The 14604-nt window shown below is 60.2% G+C and carries 17 protein-coding genes and 1 riboswitch; of the genes, 12 read left to right on the forward strand and 5 right to left on the reverse strand.

The features are described from left to right. The first annotated feature begins 84 nt into the window (after positions 1-84). From F2S13_RS19840 to F2S13_RS19855, 4 genes are all read left to right on the forward strand, one after another. A complete protein-coding gene (locus F2S13_RS19840) occupies positions 85-642 on the forward strand; it encodes a hypoxanthine-guanine phosphoribosyltransferase (protein WP_166363908.1) in 558 nt (185 codons plus the stop codon). A 3-nt stretch (positions 643-645) separates the two neighbouring features. Next, positions 646-1119, forward strand: a complete 474-nt coding sequence (locus F2S13_RS19845) for a WbuC family cupin fold metalloprotein (protein WP_166363910.1) — start codon at positions 646-648, stop codon at positions 1117-1119. Between the two features lie 187 nt (positions 1120-1306). Further along, positions 1307-1786, forward strand: a complete 480-nt coding sequence (locus F2S13_RS19850) for a hypothetical protein (protein WP_166363912.1) — start codon at positions 1307-1309, stop codon at positions 1784-1786. Between the two features lie 69 nt (positions 1787-1855). Then, positions 1856-2143, forward strand: a complete 288-nt coding sequence (locus F2S13_RS19855) for a PA4642 family protein (protein ID WP_166363914.1) — start codon at positions 1856-1858, stop codon at positions 2141-2143. Positions 2144-2194: 51 nt separating this feature from the next. Here the strand turns inward: F2S13_RS19855 and mqo are convergent, their stop codons facing one another. Further along, positions 2195-3706, reverse strand: a complete 1512-nt coding sequence (gene mqo, locus F2S13_RS19860; RefSeq protein ID WP_166363916.1) for a malate dehydrogenase (quinone) — start codon at positions 3704-3706, stop codon at positions 2195-2197. A 773-nt stretch (positions 3707-4479) separates the two neighbouring features. Between mqo and F2S13_RS19865 the strand changes: the two genes are divergently transcribed. Then, the gene (locus F2S13_RS19865) at positions 4480-5064 is read left to right on the forward strand and encodes a YajG family lipoprotein (RefSeq protein WP_166363918.1); all 585 of its coding nucleotides are present in this window, start codon (positions 4480-4482) and stop codon (positions 5062-5064) included. 167 nt (positions 5065-5231) lie between these two features. Continuing rightward, the gene (locus F2S13_RS19870; protein WP_166363920.1) at positions 5232-5498 is read left to right on the forward strand and encodes a hypothetical protein; all 267 of its coding nucleotides are present in this window, start codon (positions 5232-5234) and stop codon (positions 5496-5498) included. A 124-nt stretch (positions 5499-5622) separates the two neighbouring features. Here the strand turns inward: F2S13_RS19870 and F2S13_RS19875 are convergent, their stop codons facing one another. Then, positions 5623-6789 carry a 1-acyl-sn-glycerol-3-phosphate acyltransferase gene (locus tag F2S13_RS19875; RefSeq protein WP_166363922.1) on the reverse strand — a complete coding sequence of 389 codons (1167 nt, stop codon included), beginning with the start codon at positions 6787-6789 and terminating at the stop codon, positions 5623-5625. A 121-nt stretch (positions 6790-6910) separates the two neighbouring features. On the opposite strand from F2S13_RS19875, the gene F2S13_RS19880 reads away from it, so the two are divergent. From F2S13_RS19880 to F2S13_RS19895, 4 genes are all read left to right on the forward strand, one after another. After that, positions 6911-7093 (forward strand): CPXCG motif-containing cysteine-rich protein, encoded by a 183-nt coding sequence (locus tag F2S13_RS19880; protein WP_166363924.1) that lies wholly within the window; start codon positions 6911-6913, stop codon positions 7091-7093. Then, positions 7093-7353 carry a putative signal transducing protein gene (locus tag F2S13_RS19885; protein ID WP_166363926.1) on the forward strand — a complete coding sequence of 87 codons (261 nt, stop codon included), beginning with the start codon at positions 7093-7095 and terminating at the stop codon, positions 7351-7353. Before F2S13_RS19880 ends, F2S13_RS19885 begins: the two co-directional genes overlap by 1 nt. A 34-nt stretch (positions 7354-7387) precedes the next feature. Next, the gene (locus F2S13_RS19890; protein WP_166363928.1) at positions 7388-8008 is read left to right on the forward strand and encodes an SOS response-associated peptidase; all 621 of its coding nucleotides are present in this window, start codon (positions 7388-7390) and stop codon (positions 8006-8008) included. Positions 8009-8083: 75 nt separating this feature from the next. Next, positions 8084-8899 (forward strand): M48 family metallopeptidase, encoded by an 816-nt coding sequence (locus F2S13_RS19895; protein ID WP_166363930.1) that lies wholly within the window; start codon positions 8084-8086, stop codon positions 8897-8899. A 145-nt stretch (positions 8900-9044) separates the two neighbouring features. Here F2S13_RS19895 and F2S13_RS19900 read toward each other — a convergent pair whose 3' ends face one another. From F2S13_RS19900 to F2S13_RS19910, 3 genes are all read right to left on the reverse strand, one after another. Continuing rightward, entirely contained in the window at positions 9045-9632 is a 588-nt protein-coding gene (locus tag F2S13_RS19900) for a TMEM165/GDT1 family protein (protein WP_166363932.1), read from the reverse strand. A gap of 90 nt (positions 9633-9722) precedes the next feature. Beyond that, positions 9723-9843, reverse strand: a riboswitch (yybP-ykoY riboswitch). A 42-nt stretch (positions 9844-9885) separates the two neighbouring features. Continuing rightward, positions 9886-10881 carry a methyltransferase gene (locus F2S13_RS19905; RefSeq protein WP_166363934.1) on the reverse strand — a complete coding sequence of 332 codons (996 nt, stop codon included), beginning with the start codon at positions 10879-10881 and terminating at the stop codon, positions 9886-9888. Between the two features lie 45 nt (positions 10882-10926). Next, entirely contained in the window at positions 10927-11892 is a 966-nt protein-coding gene (locus F2S13_RS19910; protein WP_166363936.1) for a 2-hydroxyacid dehydrogenase, read from the reverse strand. Between the two features lie 77 nt (positions 11893-11969). On the opposite strand from F2S13_RS19910, the gene F2S13_RS19915 reads away from it, so the two are divergent. Then, positions 11970-12599, forward strand: a complete 630-nt coding sequence (locus tag F2S13_RS19915; protein ID WP_166363938.1) for a LysE family translocator — start codon at positions 11970-11972, stop codon at positions 12597-12599. A gap of 150 nt (positions 12600-12749) precedes the next feature. Continuing rightward, entirely contained in the window at positions 12750-14432 is a 1683-nt protein-coding gene (locus F2S13_RS19920; protein ID WP_166363940.1) for a fatty acid--CoA ligase, read from the forward strand. The last annotated feature ends 172 nt before the right edge of the window (positions 14433-14604 follow it).

The following is a 14604-nucleotide window of genomic DNA, read 5'->3' on the forward strand; positions in this document are numbered from 1 at the left end:
GACGTTAGTCCAGAAATGCTTGATCTGAAGGGAGCGGATGCGTACCTTTGCCCGCTTTTCTTCCATCGCCCCCTGGAGAGCGCCATGTCCGCTGATCTCGAGCACATCCGTCAAGTCATGCGAGAGGCCGACTGCCTGTACACCGAAGCCGAAGTCGAAGCGGCCATCGCCCGCGTCGGTGCACAAATCAATGCGGACCTGGCCGAGAGCAATCCGGTGGTGTTCTGTGTGATGAACGGCGGCCTGATCTTCTCGGGCAAGCTGCTCACGCACCTGAACTTCCCGCTCGAATCCTCTTACCTGCACGCGACCCGTTATCGTAACGAGACCAGCGGCGGCGAACTGTTCTGGAAAGCCAAGCCGGAAGTCTCCTTCATCGACCGTGATGTCCTGATCATCGACGACATTCTCGACGAAGGGCACACCCTGGGTGCCATCATCGACTTCTGCAGGCACGCCGGTGCTCGCGCCGTGCACACAGCCGTGTTGATCGACAAGGATCATGACCGCAAGGCCCGTCCGGACCTCAAGGCCGATTACGTCGGTTTGCCTTGCATTGACCGTTACATCTTCGGTTACGGCATGGATTATAAAGGCTACTGGCGTAATGCAGCCGGTATCTATGCGGTCAAGGGGTTGTAAAGCATGAACCAGCCCGGTTTTCTCGATCAGTCCCTGTTTGCCGAACTTGCGCAGAAAGCTGCGGCCAACCCGCGCGGGCGCCAGCATCACAACTTCCATCAGATGGAAGAGCCTTGTCATCGGATGGCGGTGGGATTGCAGCCTTCGACCTATATCCCGCCGCACCGGCACCTGGGTGCTGACAAGGCCGAGACCTTGATCGTACTCAAGGGCAAGTTGGGCCTGCTGCTGTTCAGTGAAAGCGGGGAAGTGCTGGCCAAGCGGGTGTTGCAGGCGGGTGGAGATTGCCTGGGTGTCGATTTGCCGCCCGGGGTTTTCCATGGTCTTGTAGTACTTGAGGCTGATTCGCTGATGTTCGAATGCAAGGCCGGGCCTTACCGGCCTGTAGGCGAGGGCGAGATGGCCAGTTGGGCGCCGCGTGAAGGCGAGCCGGGGGTGGCCGAGTATCAGGCGTGGATGCGGGCGCAGTTCGACTGACCGCACCGGCCTCATCGCTGGCAAGTCGAGTCGTCGCACCGCAGCTCCCACAGAGGTTTTCGGGCATTCACAAATAATGTTACCGACACAAAAACCTGTGGGAGCTGGCTTGCCCGCGATAGCCGCCCCGCAGGACCTCCAGACTGTCCGCATGCTAGAGTGCCCAGCTTCCTCCCTGGAGCCACCCATGCGCCTGTCGACCCGCATTCCAGCCGTCTTCCTGCTATCCCTAAGCCTGCCGCTGGCCGCCGCCCCCCTGCACAGCCAATTCCTGCCTCCGGACGACCTGTCCCTGCGCACCGAGCAACCTGAGCAACAACAACTCCTGCAGGTGACCGATTACTCCGTCGTGGTCGGCAATCAGCGCCAGTCCAACCAGCAACCGATTCCAGTGACGTCACCACTAGTGCTGCGCCTCAAGGGCAAACCCCTGAGCAAGGGCACGACCCTGTCTCAAGTGCTGATCAGTTTCGATGCCGAAAGCAAAAGCCTGAAAAAGCCGGCTTACGATGACAAGACACGGACCTTGACCCTCAATTACCCGCTGGCCCAGTACCGTGTAATCCTCGACCTGCTGCGCAACGACACCGTCTATGTCCAGTTCCTGACCTATGCCAACGGGCATATCTGGGCCGATTTGCACACAGGTGCCGTACGCGCGCGTTGAGCCGCAAGGCGGGCGAGGGTTAAACTGCCGGCCCGTGAGATGTCCGTGATCGTTCAGTTGGAGTCGGCAATGCGTAAAGACAAGAAGCAGGTGATTGGTGATGAGATCGGCGATGCGCAGATCAAGTTGTTCCTTGATTTCGAACCAGCCGACGCCACTTCGCCGTCGCTGCATAAACTGATCAAGGCCTACCGTGGCCTGCGCATCGACGATTTCGAGCGTTTTGTCGGTTTCTTCCTCGAGGCTGGCTACGACCTCGATGGCAAGGACGAGCATGGCAAGGATTTCATCGCCCTGATCCAGGATCAGCGCAATGCCCCGGAATACATCGAGATCATCAACAAAGCCCGCGGCTAAATTGATGGCATAAAAAAAACGCCCCGAAGGGCGTTTTTTTATGGGTGGGAATCAGGCGTAGCTTTGCGCTTCGTTGCTGTTTTCCACCAGGCCCAGGCATTCGTCGCTATGGGCGCTGACCTTGCGATACAGTGCAGCGTCGGTTTCCAGCGCCTTTTCACGGGCCGGGAAGATTTCCTTGAGCTTGGCAGCCCATACCGTGCGAGCTTTTTCCGCGAAGCAGCGTTCGATCAGGTCGAGCATGATCGAAACCGTCACCGAGGCGCCAGGCGATGCACCCAGCAGGGCGGCCAGCGAACCGTCCTTGGCTGCGACCAGTTCGGTACCGAACTGCAATACACCGCCTTTTTTCGGGTCTTTCTTGATGATCTGCACACGCTGACCAGCCACTTCAAGGCGCCAGTCTTCGGCCTTGGCCTCCGGATAGAAGCGACGCAGCGATTCCAGGCGTTGCTCCATGGACTGCATCACTTCGCTCATCAGGTACTTGGTCAAGTCCATGTTGTCGCGAGCCACGGCCAGCATCGGGCCGATGTTGCCGGCGCGTACCGACATCGGCAGATCGAGGAATGAGCCATGCTTGAGGAACTTGGTGGTGAAGCCTGCATACGGCCCGAACAGCAGCGAAGTCTTGCCGTCTACCACGCGGGTGTCCAGGTGCGGCACCGACATGGGCGGCGAACCGACCGCGGCCTGGCTGTAGACCTTGGCCTGGTGGTGTTTGACCACTTCCGGGTTGTCGCAACGCAGCCACTGGCCGCTGACCGGGAAGCCGCCAAAGCCCTTGCCTTCTTCGATGCCGGACAGTTGCAGCAGCGGCAGGGCCGCGCCACCGGCGCCGAGGAACACGAAGCGGGCGTCGACTTCGCGGGTCGAACCGCTGTTGACGTCCTTGATGCTGACGGTCCAGCCATTGGATTTGTTACGGGCCAGGCCCGTGACCTTCTTGCAGTACTTGACCTGGGCATCGGGGGCGCTGGCCAGGTGCTTGAGCAATTTGTTGGTCAATGCGCCGAAGTTGACGTCGGTGCCGTTCATGCAGCGGGTCGCGGCGATTTTCTGGTCGGCAGGGCGCCCAGGCATCATCAGCGGCATCCACTGGGCCATGGTGGCCTTGTCTTCGGTGTATTCCATATCGGCGAAGGCATGGTGCTGCTTGAGCAGTTCATGGCGCTTCTTCAGGAAGTCGACGCCCTTGTCACCTTCAACGTAGCTCAGGTGCGGCACCGGGCTGATGAAGGATCGGGACGAGCCGAACGTGCCTTTCTTGGTCAGATAGGACCAGAATTGCTTCGACACCTCGAACTGGGCGTTGATGTGCACGGCTTTCTTGATGTCGACGGAACCGTCGGCAGCCTGTGGCGTGTAGTTCAACTCACACAGCCCGGCGTGACCGGTCCCGGCATTGTTCCAGGGGTTGGAACTTTCCGCGGCACCGGAGTCCATCAACTCGACGACTTCCAGCTTGATCGCGGGGTCGAGTTCCTTGAGCAGTACTGCCAGGGTGGCGCTCATGATGCCGGCCCCTACCAATACCACGTCGACTGCTTCGTTCTGCGCCATTTAACGCGTCTCCAAAATCTTCAGCACCAATTGACAGCATAGGACCCTGGCCTTTGCCAGGATCGCCATGTCCGTTTCTTCGCAATTCCTGCAACTTCAGCGGACGCTACCTTTCGGGCTATCGAGTCCATATGAACTCATTTTGCGGCCCGTGCGGCAATTCGACTTATGGCCGAGGCATCCGTTTTGCGTAGTGAACAGGCATCAGGCTCCCATCGTGAATGAGGAGTCCATGCAGCTCATCAGGGCTGATCGGGACACAGTTGGTGCTTTTACACATGCCAAACTATTCATTGCTCGCCACACTCTCGTGAAGTTGTGAAAACCCGTTTTTTCACGCTCTTTTGGAGTCGTGAACCTCAAAAAGGGCTGCGCGGGGCAGCTCTGGCAGGCCAGGGCAAGAGATGGGCGCCGAATAAACAGCGGGTGCACATCGGCTCACATGGCCTGTGTGGGCGGCTCTCTGTGGGCGGTGCGGGGAGCTGAATGCAGTGCATCAGCGATGCTGCGAGGCCCGATCAGGAGACGTCCTTATAATCGGGGGGAGATTATAGCGATGAAACGCGCAGAAATGATCTTAATTCCGTGACTTTTCTTGGGGCGCCGGTCAAACGGTCAACAGAGGATGCCCCGTGGGCATGACAGGGCGATGACAGGAACCGCCGATACAGCGATGGGTCTGACAGTAACCAGTGCCGATGATCGCTGGTGAGTCCCATGCCCGGCCCGCTATACTGCGGCCCTATTTTGTACCCATTGCTGGAGAGATGAGCATGTTGCAACGCCTGTTGATCGGTTTGATCGCTGTGACCAGTCTGACCCTGGCCGGTTGTGCCCACAGTCCGCAACAGCTCAGCCCGCAGCCCAAACTCACAACTCAGCTCGCACCGGTGGGCCATGGCCAGCCGGTGGTGGTCAAGGTTGTCGACGGTCGTCCTTCGCCGACACTGGGTACGCGTGGCGGCCTGTACCCGGAAACCAGTGCCATCAGCGTCCAGGGCCAGGACATCCTGCCCAAGCTGCAGGCCCAGGCCGAAGCGGCCGTACGCCTGCTGGGCTTCACGCCGACGCCAGGTGCCTACAACGCACCGCAGCTGACCGTGACCCTGGCCGAGCTGAAGTACCAGTCGCCAAAAGAAGGCCTGTACGTGACCGAGGCAACCATCAGCGCGACCTTCCGCGCCGACGTGGCTAACTCCAACCGCCGTTACAGCGGTCGTTATGGTGCATCCCTGGACCAGCGCTTCGGCATGGCGCCCAACCAGGAGACCAACACCAAGCTGGTCAGCGACGTACTCAGCGATGCGCTGACCCGCCTCTTCAAGGACCCGACCGTAGGCCAGGTGCTGGGGGAATAAGCTGCAAGCTTGAAGTGGCAGGAAAAAGCCGGTGTCATCTTTGGGTGGCATCGGCTTTTTTGTTTCCGGGGTACGTCATTGGTCGTAAAGGGCGGGTTTTTTTAGTGGGGTTGGATAGAATTCGCGCCGCCTGAACGGTTCCGATGGGCTCTTATTCGAGGTTTTCGATGTCGCTGCAAGTGATCTGGTCGCTGTTTACCGCCCACCCGGCCAAGTTGGTCAACGTGCTGGCGCTGATGTTTGCCTGCCCGGGGGCCTGGTTGCTGCATGCAACTCGCCGTCGTGAGCAGCTGGCGCTGGGCAGTGTGGTGGCGCAGGGGGAGCAGCGCGGTATCGACGGTGCGACATTGCGCATGAACCGGTTTTTTTACCGGTTCGGGTTTGGGTGTCTGGGGGTGGCGTTGCTGGTTTCGTGGATCAGTACCAAGCTTTGATTATTGCGACTGCTTCGCAGTCGATCGCTGGCAAGCCAGCTCCCACAGTAGATTGAGCCGCACCATAAATCCCCTGTGGGAGCTGCGGTGCGACGACTCGACTTGCCAGCGATGAGGCCCTCACTTACAACGCAAGCCCCGCCTTGACCCGGTACTGATTACGCACCGGCGTCGCATACTGCAGCACCAGGTACGGCCGATGCTCCACCGGGCAAGCGTCCAGGCGGCGCTGCCATTCGGCCTTGGCGCGTTCCAGTTCATCGGTGGCAAACACCTTGTCTGCGCTCGGTACCTGCAGCGCCGGGTCGGCATCGGCCCATTGCGCATAGGCCAGGTAATGCACCGGGAACAACCGGTATCCGCCGAGAATCTGCCGATCGATCTCCACAGCCAACTGCTTGGTATCTTCGAACAACCCTGCAATCGGTGCGGCGAAGTTCACGTGCACCCGGCCTTTGTAGCCCGTGATGCCCAGGGCGATGCTGGCGTCATCCTCGCCCGGTGCCTTGCTGTAGGTCCCGGTAGTTGCACGGATATAGAGTTCGCGGGCCTTGGCCTGATCGCAGGGGTCGTATTCGTAGCTGATCGACACGGGCGTCAGGTTCAGTGAACGAATGACCTCGGCGAAGGGTTCGTCCTTGCGGCTCATGTGGAACATCTTGAGGATCGCCGAATCGGTACGGTCGTCTCCATCCTTGGCGCGCCCTTCGGCCTGGGCAATCCAGATCGACTGGCAATCGTTGCGGATCGAATGGTTGATATAGGCCGAGAGCAGTTGATAAGCCGCCATCTTTTCGCGCCGCCCGGTGATGGAGCGGTGCACGATGAAGCTCTTGTTCAGGCGCATCAGGTCGCTGACGAAGGGTTTCTGCAGCAGGTTGTCGCCAATGGCGATGCGCGGTGTCGGCAGGCCGGCGTGGTACACGGCGTAGTTGACGAACGCCGGGTCCATCACGATATCGCGATGGTTGGCCAGAAACAGGTAGGCGCTGCCGGACTTGAACTGCTCCACGCCCGTGTAGGTCACACCATCAGTAGCCTTGGCGATCGTATGGTCGACATAGACTTCGACTTTATCCTGCAGGGTCGAGACGCATTTGACTTCTGCGAACTCGCGGCGCAGCCGATGAGCTATAAGTGGTTTGAGCAACCAGCCAAAGGAGCCGGCAAAGCGCGGGAAGCGGAAGTGGGTGAGGATATCGAGGAACGCCGGGTCGCTGAGCAGCCGTGCCAGAACGGCAGGGACTTCAGCGTCGTCGTACGGTCGGATGGCATCGAATTCGCCCATCATGCTCTCTTGTTAGAAACGGCTAGGGTAATAGTTAAGGCTTTGGTCTGAAAAACGGCTCAGACTCGAATCGGGCCTTCAAATAGACCGGCGATTATACGCACAAGTCACCTGGGAGACCGCGATGCTGGTAACCGAGCGATATGAATGCCCTTATTGCGGTGAGGCGTGCGAGGCGGTGCTCGATTTGTCTGGTGGCGATCAACAGTATATCGAGGACTGCCCCGTCTGCTGTCGTCCTATCGTATTCAAACTCCAGACTGATGGAGATGAATGGATGCTCGACGTACACAGCGAGAATGAATGATGCAGCGAATCTACGAGCCGGAAAACCTGCTGGAAGCCGAGTTGCTGCTGGGAATGCTGGCCAGTGAAGGTGTCTGTGCTTACCTCGCCGGGCGTGATCTGGTGGGCGGGGTAGGTGAGTTGCCGCCGCTTGGTCTGCTCGGTCTAACGGTGGAGAACGACCAGGCCGATTACGCACGGCGCCTGATCGCCGAGTACAATGCAGCCCTGCCGCTTCCGGGCGATGAACCGGACAGTTTTCCCGGCACGCTGGTCTGCTGATCGGCCGTCGGCTACCCAAGAGTCTCAAAGCCCCATGTGTGGACGTTATGCCCTGTTTCGTTGGTCTCCCGCATTCGCCTCGCTGCCGGGCTTTCCCGCCGACCAGAAGGCGCAGTGGAACATTTCGCCCGGCGATTCGGTGCTCATTCAGCGCAGTACCGATGGCCAGCTCGATCTTGCGCGGGCACGTTGGGGGCTGACACCCGCCTGGTTGACCGATCTGTCACGCACGCCAGCCCATGCCCGGGCGGAAACCCTGGCTGAACAACCGATGTTTCGTGAAGCGTTTCGTCTGCGTCGCTGCCTGCTGCCTGCCAATGGTTTCTACGAATGGCGTGGCACCGTGCGCAAGCGTCCCTACTGGCTGACGCCGGGGGAGGGCTCGTCGCTTTTTTTCGCCGCTGTCTGGGAGGCTTATCCGGTGCAGGGGCAGGTCTGGCTGAGCACGGCCGTGGTGACCCAGGCGGCGGTGAATCAGCGACGCCCGCTGATACTCGATGCTGCGGGGCAAGCGGCCTGGATGGCCGCTGACACACCCTTGCCGGCCTTGCAGTCCTTGTTGGCCAGCCCGCAGGCACCGCTGCGTGAACGAGCGCTCAGCAATCTTGTCAATGATCCTAAACTTAATGCACCCGAGTGTCTGACACCGGCTTGAGGCCGGATTCGATCGAGGTGGCGCAACCTAAGTTGTCGGCCTAGGATACCGGTCATGTTCTCCAGGGGATTTTTCATGCGTAAGTCATTTGTCGTCAGTGCCTTGAGTGCTTGTGTTCTGCTAAGTGGCTGTCAGGCGGTCAACACCACCAGCGGTGGTGCGGTGGGCGTTGAGCGCAAGCAATATATGTTCAGCATGCTGTCGACCCAGGAAGTCAACCAGATGTATGCCCAGTCCTACCAGCAAACCCTGGGCGAGGCCTCGAGCAAAGGTGTGCTGGACAAGACCAGCGCCGATGCCCGGCGGGTCCAGGCAGTCGCCGACCGCCTGATTGCCCAGGCACCGGTTTTTCGCCCGGATTCGGCGCAGTGGCAGTGGGAAGTCAATCTGATCAAGAGCGATGAGCTCAATGCCAGCTGCGGCCCTGGCGGCAAGATCATTTTCTACAGCGGGCTGATCGACAAGCTCAAATTGAGCGACGATGAAATCGCTGCGGTGATGGGCCATGAAATCGCCCACGCCTTGCGCGAGCATGGTCGTGAAGCCATGTCCAAGGCGTACGGTATAGAAATGGCGAAGACGGGCGCTGGCGCTATATTGGGCCTGGGCTCGGATAGCATGGCGCTGGCCGACACCGTGGTGCAATACAGCATGACTCTGCCAAACAGTCGCGAGAACGAGAATGAGGCCGATCTGATCGGTCTGGAGCTGGCGGCTCGCGCTGGATATAACCCGAACGCAGCAATCACCCTGTGGAACAAGATGACGGCTGCCTCGGAGGGATCGCCGCCTGAGTGGATGAGCACTCACCCGGCGTCCAGCAGCCGGATTGCTTCGCTTCAGGCGGCGATTCCGAAAGTGATGCCGCTTTACGAAAAAGCCAAAAAGTAACGTTTCTCCCTCGTTCCCACGCAGAGCGTTCCCTCGTTCCCACGCTCTGCGCGGGAATGCCTCACCTGACGCTCAGCGTCGAGACGCGGAGCATCACTCACTGCATTCCCACGCAGAGCGTGGGAACGAGGTCGATCACCCCGTCTTATGAAACCCAGCCGCTGACCTGCATTGCCGTGTACACCGCCACCAATGCCAGCACGAAGAAGGCGGTGGCCGCCAGGCGGCGAATCAATGTCAGAGGCAGCTTCTCGGCGGCGAAGTTGCCCGCCAGCACTACCGGTACGTTGGCAATCAACATGCCCAGGGTGGTGCCCAGAATCACCAGCCACAGATGCGGATATTGCGCGGCGAGCATGACCGTGGCGATCTGGGTCTTGTCACCGATTTCAGCGATGAAGAAAGCGAACAGCGTTGTCAGGAACGGCCCGAAGCGTCGAGCGGTGCTGGCCTCGTCATCGTCCATCTTGTCTGGAACCAGGGTCCACAGTGCCGTAGCGGTGAAGCTGGCAGCGAGAATCCAGTGCAGGGTCGCGTCGCTGAAGAAACTGCTGAACCAGGCCCCGACCGCACCGGCGGCGGCGTGGTTGGCCAGAGTTGCGGCGATGATCCCGGCGATGATTGGCCAGGGTTTGCGAAAGCGTGCGGCAAGGATCAGCGCGAGTAATTGGGTCTTGTCGCCAATTTCGGCCAGGGCCACGATAGCGGTGGGGACGAGCAGGGATTCCAGCATCAGGGGGTTTCCTACGGGGGCGGGTCGACACGGCTATGACACGTACAGCCTCCCCGCCCCGGGTAAGGTGTGCGTGTCATAGGTCTTGTCAAACCCTGAAGTCCGTCTGTGCGGACTTGGGATCGCATGCGCCATGGTCTGTGGACCAAGTATGTTGACGCATGCCGGACGAGCTGGCGCTCGTGGGAGACTACTCCCCTAGGACGGTGCGGATTCTGCCTAGGCAAATCCGATTCGGCAAGCGAAGTTTTTATCAGCGCGTTGCCTGATAGATCTTGAAGCCCTGCCCCTGGGCACGCACCTGGCAAGCACCGAAGCGCTCTTCGATCAGCGGTTGATAGCGCAGGAAGCTGTTGGCTACCAGTCGAAGTTCGCCGCCTTTTATCAGATGTTCGGCTGCTTTTCTCAGCATGGTTTCCGAGGCTTGGTAATCGGTATGAACGCCGGTGTGGAACGGCGGGTTGCTCAGAATGGCATTGAGCCCCCTGGGGGCTGCATCGATGCCATCGCCGCAGATGACTTCACCGGTCAAGCCATTGGCGGCCAGGGTCAGGCGACTGCTGGCGGCGGCGAAGGCGTCGACATCGAGCAGGGTCAGATGGCTTTGTGGGTAACGTCGCTTGATGGCCGCTCCGAGCACGCCGGCACCGCAGCCGAAATCCAGCACATGGCCCTCGGGGAGTTTGTCCAGGTGTTCGAGCAGCAGTGCGGTGCCCCGGTCGAGGCGGCCGTGACTGAACACGCCCGGAAGGCTGACAATTTCCAGCGGGCCTTCTGCCAGCGGCAGGCTGTAGCGTTGCGCCAGGCTCTCGAGTTCGACGGCCGCCGGCGGCGTTTCAACCACCACCTGCCATAGCTGGCAATGCCGGGCGCTGTCCAGCTTGCGCGGCTTGCCGAAGGCGTGCAGTTGTTTGGCCGCCCCCTCGATGCCGCCGCGTTTTTCACCGACCAGATACAGCTCGCGCCCGGCCAGGCGCGAGGCCAGGGCGTTGAGCAGGTAATTGGCCAGCTCGCGGGACTTGGGCAGGAACAGTACGGCGGCTTCGAAAGGCTGCTCCGTTACGCTCACGCCGAATTGGCTGCGACCGGCGAAGCGCGCCTCAAGGGCCGTCTGGTCACCGGCATGCCAGCACCAGCCATGGGCCTGGGGCAACTTCCCGAGCAGATCGTCGGCTGGCAGGCCGGCCAACAACAAAGGGCCCTGGAACAATTCTGCCTGTCGAAGCAACACTTCACTGCGCGGGTCCATGGACGGCTCCTGAAAAAGTGACGAAGTCTACCAGAGCGGGCAGGTTCAGCTGACGACCCGACGCGGTGCATTGGCAAAAAACGCTCGGGCATTCTCGGTCAATTGGCCCACGATGCGTTGCCGAGCCTCGCGCGAACCCCAGGCGTTGTGTGGTGTGACGATCAAGCGTGGAATATCGGCGGCCAGCAATGGGTTGCCCGCGACCGGCGGCTCGACGCTGAGCACATCGGTCGCCGCCCCTCCCAGGTGACCGCTGCGCAGGGCATCGGCCAGTGCCTGTTCGTCGATCAGGCCGCCGCGGGCCGTGTTGATCACGAAAGCTCCCGGCTTGAGCAGACGCAGTTGCTCGGCGCCGATCATGTTCCGGGTCTGTTCGTTGAGCGGGCAATGCAGGGTCAGGGCATCGACCTGCGGCAGCAGTTCGTCCAGGGCCAGGCGGTCGGCGCGTTGCGGACGGCCGGGCAACTGGCCGAGCAGCACACGCATGCCGAAGGCTTCGGCAAGGCGGGCCACCGCGCTGCCCAGTTCACCATGGCCGAGCAGGCCGAGGGTCTTGCCTTCCAATTCGACAATGGGGAAATCCAGCAAGCAGAACTGTTTGGCTTTCTGCCAGTGGCCCTCGGTCACGGCTTTTTGATAATCGGGCAGGCTCGTGGCCAGGGCAAGCAACAGGGTCAAGGTGTGCTGGGCGACCGAGGGCGTACCGTAGCCCTGGCAATTGCTGACGCAGATACCCTGGGCCCGGGCGGCGGCCAGGTCGATGTTGTTGGTGCCAGTGGCGGCCACCAGGATCAACTTCAAATCCGGGCAGGCGGCCAGGGTTTCGGCATCGAGTACGACTTTATTGCTGATCACCGCGCTTGCACCCTGCAAGCGTTCGCGCACCTGATTCGGCGCAGTGGAAGCGTACAGCTGCAGGTCATCGAAGCAGCCGCGCAATTCACTGAAATCGAGGTCGCCCAGGTCCAGGGAAGTGTAATCGAGAAAAACGGCGCGGCGATTGTTACTCATCAACTGTACCTTTTGTGCGGGCGGGCGAAGGGGTAATGTTACCAGCCGCTGTTCTCGAAGATGCCTTTGGAGGCCCCATGTACTGGACGGAATTTCTGACCGTTGCCCTCATTCACTTGCTGGCGGTCGCCAGCCCCGGTCCCGATTTTGCCGTGGTGGTGCGAGAGAGTGTGACCCATGGTCGCCGCGCGGGCACCTGGACGGCATTCGGCGTGGGCACCGCGATTTTCCTGCATGTAGGGTATTCGCTGCTGGGTATCGGGCTGATCGTGTCCCAGTCGATCGTGCTGTTCAACGCCTTGAAGTGGCTTGCGGCGGCGTACCTGGTTTATATCGGTATCAAGGCCTTGCGTTCAGGACCGGCAACGCCAGCCGCCGAAGACGCGGCGGCGCCGGTGGTCGAGCGGACCCCGCGCGGTGCCTTTGTCGCAGGCTTCATGACCAATGGTCTTAATCCCAAGGCGACGTTGTTCTTCCTGTCGCTGTTCACCGTGGTCATCAACCCGCATACGCCGCTGGCGATCCAGGCCGGTTACGGGGTTTACCTGGCCGTGGCCACGGGGTTGTGGTTTTGCCTGGTGGCGATGCTCTTCAGCCAGCAGCGCGTGCGTGCAGGCTTTGCCCGGATGGGGCACTGGTTCGACAGGACCATGGGCGCTGTGCTGGTGGCGCTGGGCATCAAGATCGCCTTCACCGAGATGCATTGATCCGGCTGAGCTGAAAATGACATTAATGGCTATTAGCCATTAATGTCGGTGTTGTTTCCAAATCATTCCTTCGGCTGATTTGTATGTAACACAGGGGATCTAGAGTGTTAAGGAACTTGCCAAGCCTTTGCACTCAGAAAAGGGATCCTTATGTTGCAGACTCGCATCATTCCACCCGCCGATGGCGCTTATGAGTACCCTCTGTTGATCAAGCGGCTGCTGCTGTCGGGCAGCCGTTACGAGAAAACTCGCGAGATCGTCTACCGGGACCAGCTGCGCTACAACTATACAACCCTCAACGAGCGCATCGCGCGACTGGCAAACGTGCTGACCGAAGCCGGCGTCAAGGCGGGCGACACCGTGGCGGTGATGGACTGGGACAGCCATCGCTACCTGGAATGCATGTTCGCCGTCCCGATGATCGGCGCGGTGATCCACACCATCAATGTGCGTCTGTCTCCCGATCAGATTCTCTATACCATGAACCACGCTGACGACCGCTTCGTGCTGGTCAACAGTGATTTCGTCGGTCTTTACAACGCCATCGCCGGGCAATTGACCACGGTCGAAAAAACCCTGCTGATTACCGACGGCACCGACAAGACAGCCGATTTGCCCAACCTGGTCGGCGAGTACGAACAATTGCTGGCCGCAGCAAGCCCGGTGTACGACTTCCCGGATTTCGACGAGAACTCGGTGGCCACCACGTTCTACACCACCGGCACCACTGGTAACCCCAAGGGTGTCTACTTCACCCATCGTCAATTGGTACTGCATACCCTGGCCGCGGCGGCGGTGACCGGCAGCGTCGACAGTGTTCGGCTGATGGGCACCAACGATGTGTACATGCCCATTACCCCGATGTTTCACGTGCATGCCTGGGGTATTCCGTACGTGGCGACCATGCTCGGCATCAAACAGGTCTACCCCGGCCGTTACGACCCGGAATTGCTGGTTGAGCTGTGGCGCAAGGAAAACGTCAGCTTCTCCCACTGCGTGCCGACAATCCTGCAGATGCTGCTCAACGCCAAGGGGGGCCAGGGTGTCGACTTCAATGGCTGGAAAATCATCATCGGCGGCAGCGCCCTGAACCATGCCTTGTACGATGCGGCCAAGGCCCGTGGCATCCAGTTGACGGCGGCTTACGGCATGTCGGAAACCTGCCCGTTGATTTCCTGCGCGCACCTGAACGAAGAACTGCTGGCCAGCAGTGAAGACGAGCGCACCACTTACCGGATCAAGGCCGGCGTGCCCACGCCATTGGTCGAGGCGGCCATCGTCGACTGCGACGGCAACTTCCTGCCCGCCGACGGCGAGTCCCAGGGCGAGTTGGTGCTGCGGGCCCCCTGGTTGACCATGGGTTATTTCCGCGAGGAGGAGAAGGGCGCCGAGCTGTGGGAAGGCGGCTGGCTGCATACGGGCGATGTCGCGACCCTCGACAGCATGGGCGTGATCGATATTCGCGACCGGATCAAGGATGTCATCAAGACCGGCGGCGAGTGGATCTCCTCATTGGACCTCGAAGACCTGATCAGCCAGCACCCGGCGATACGTGAGGTAGCAGTGGTCGGCATCGCCGATCCGCAATGGGGCGAACGCCCCTTCGCGTTGCTGGTGGTGCGTGAGGGGCACGCGATAGATGCCAAGGCGCTCAAGGAGCATCTGAAGCCGTTCGTGGAGCTGGGGCACATCAACAAGTGGGCCATCCCCAGCCAGATCGCGCTTGTTACTGAAATTCCCAAGACCAGTGTCGGCAAGCTCAACAAGAAGCAAATTCGCCTCGATATCAGCGAATGGCAAGCCACTGACAGCACCTTCCTCTCGACGCTCTGACGCGTCCCTTGCCGTGCCCCAAAAGGCACGGCAAGCCCACCAAGCAAGCGCTTGGCTTGTTCACGAAAAAACTTCAGTCATGATTGCCCTGCTTTTTGGCCGGATCGCCGTAAAGGCCGTGCCAGGGCGTTCGCGCACTGCAAATCACACTTTAGAGGGATCAAGCAGTAGT

The organism is Pseudomonas akapageensis, assembly GCF_011355085.1.
In the GTDB taxonomy this organism is placed as follows: domain Bacteria; phylum Pseudomonadota; class Gammaproteobacteria; order Pseudomonadales; family Pseudomonadaceae; genus Aquipseudomonas; species Aquipseudomonas akapageensis.

What these genes read in the sequence shown, in the direction of transcription:
- F2S13_RS19865 (WP_166363918.1), top strand. Translation starts at nt 4,480, where the DNA reads ATGTTGCAACGCCTGTTGATCGGTTTGATCGCTGTGACCAGTCTGACC.
- F2S13_RS19845 (WP_166363910.1), top strand. Translation starts at nt 646, where the DNA reads ATGAACCAGCCCGGTTTTCTCGATCAGTCCCTGTTTGCCGAACTTGCG.
- F2S13_RS19855 (WP_166363914.1), top strand. Translation starts at nt 1,856, where the DNA reads ATGCGTAAAGACAAGAAGCAGGTGATTGGTGATGAGATCGGCGATGCG.
- F2S13_RS19870 (WP_166363920.1), top strand. Translation starts at nt 5,232, where the DNA reads ATGTCGCTGCAAGTGATCTGGTCGCTGTTTACCGCCCACCCGGCCAAG.
- F2S13_RS19900 (WP_166363932.1), bottom strand. Translation starts at nt 9,632, where the DNA reads ATGCTGGAATCCCTGCTCGTCCCCACCGCTATCGTGGCCCTGGCCGAA.
- F2S13_RS19895 (WP_166363930.1), top strand. Translation starts at nt 8,084, where the DNA reads ATGCGTAAGTCATTTGTCGTCAGTGCCTTGAGTGCTTGTGTTCTGCTA.
- F2S13_RS19890 (WP_166363928.1), top strand. Translation starts at nt 7,388, where the DNA reads ATGTGTGGACGTTATGCCCTGTTTCGTTGGTCTCCCGCATTCGCCTCG.
- F2S13_RS19920 (WP_166363940.1), top strand. Translation starts at nt 12,750, where the DNA reads ATGTTGCAGACTCGCATCATTCCACCCGCCGATGGCGCTTATGAGTAC.
- F2S13_RS19875 (WP_166363922.1), bottom strand. Translation starts at nt 6,789, where the DNA reads ATGATGGGCGAATTCGATGCCATCCGACCGTACGACGACGCTGAAGTC.
- F2S13_RS19915 (WP_166363938.1), top strand. Translation starts at nt 11,970, where the DNA reads ATGTACTGGACGGAATTTCTGACCGTTGCCCTCATTCACTTGCTGGCG.
- F2S13_RS19840 (WP_166363908.1), top strand. Translation starts at nt 85, where the DNA reads ATGTCCGCTGATCTCGAGCACATCCGTCAAGTCATGCGAGAGGCCGAC.
- F2S13_RS19910 (WP_166363936.1), bottom strand. Translation starts at nt 11,892, where the DNA reads ATGAGTAACAATCGCCGCGCCGTTTTTCTCGATTACACTTCCCTGGAC.
- mqo (WP_166363916.1), bottom strand. Translation starts at nt 3,706, where the DNA reads ATGGCGCAGAACGAAGCAGTCGACGTGGTATTGGTAGGGGCCGGCATC.
- F2S13_RS19850 (WP_166363912.1), top strand. Translation starts at nt 1,307, where the DNA reads ATGCGCCTGTCGACCCGCATTCCAGCCGTCTTCCTGCTATCCCTAAGC.
- F2S13_RS19885 (WP_166363926.1), top strand. Translation starts at nt 7,093, where the DNA reads ATGCAGCGAATCTACGAGCCGGAAAACCTGCTGGAAGCCGAGTTGCTG.
- F2S13_RS19880 (WP_166363924.1), top strand. Translation starts at nt 6,911, where the DNA reads ATGCTGGTAACCGAGCGATATGAATGCCCTTATTGCGGTGAGGCGTGC.
- F2S13_RS19905 (WP_166363934.1), bottom strand. Translation starts at nt 10,881, where the DNA reads ATGGACCCGCGCAGTGAAGTGTTGCTTCGACAGGCAGAATTGTTCCAG.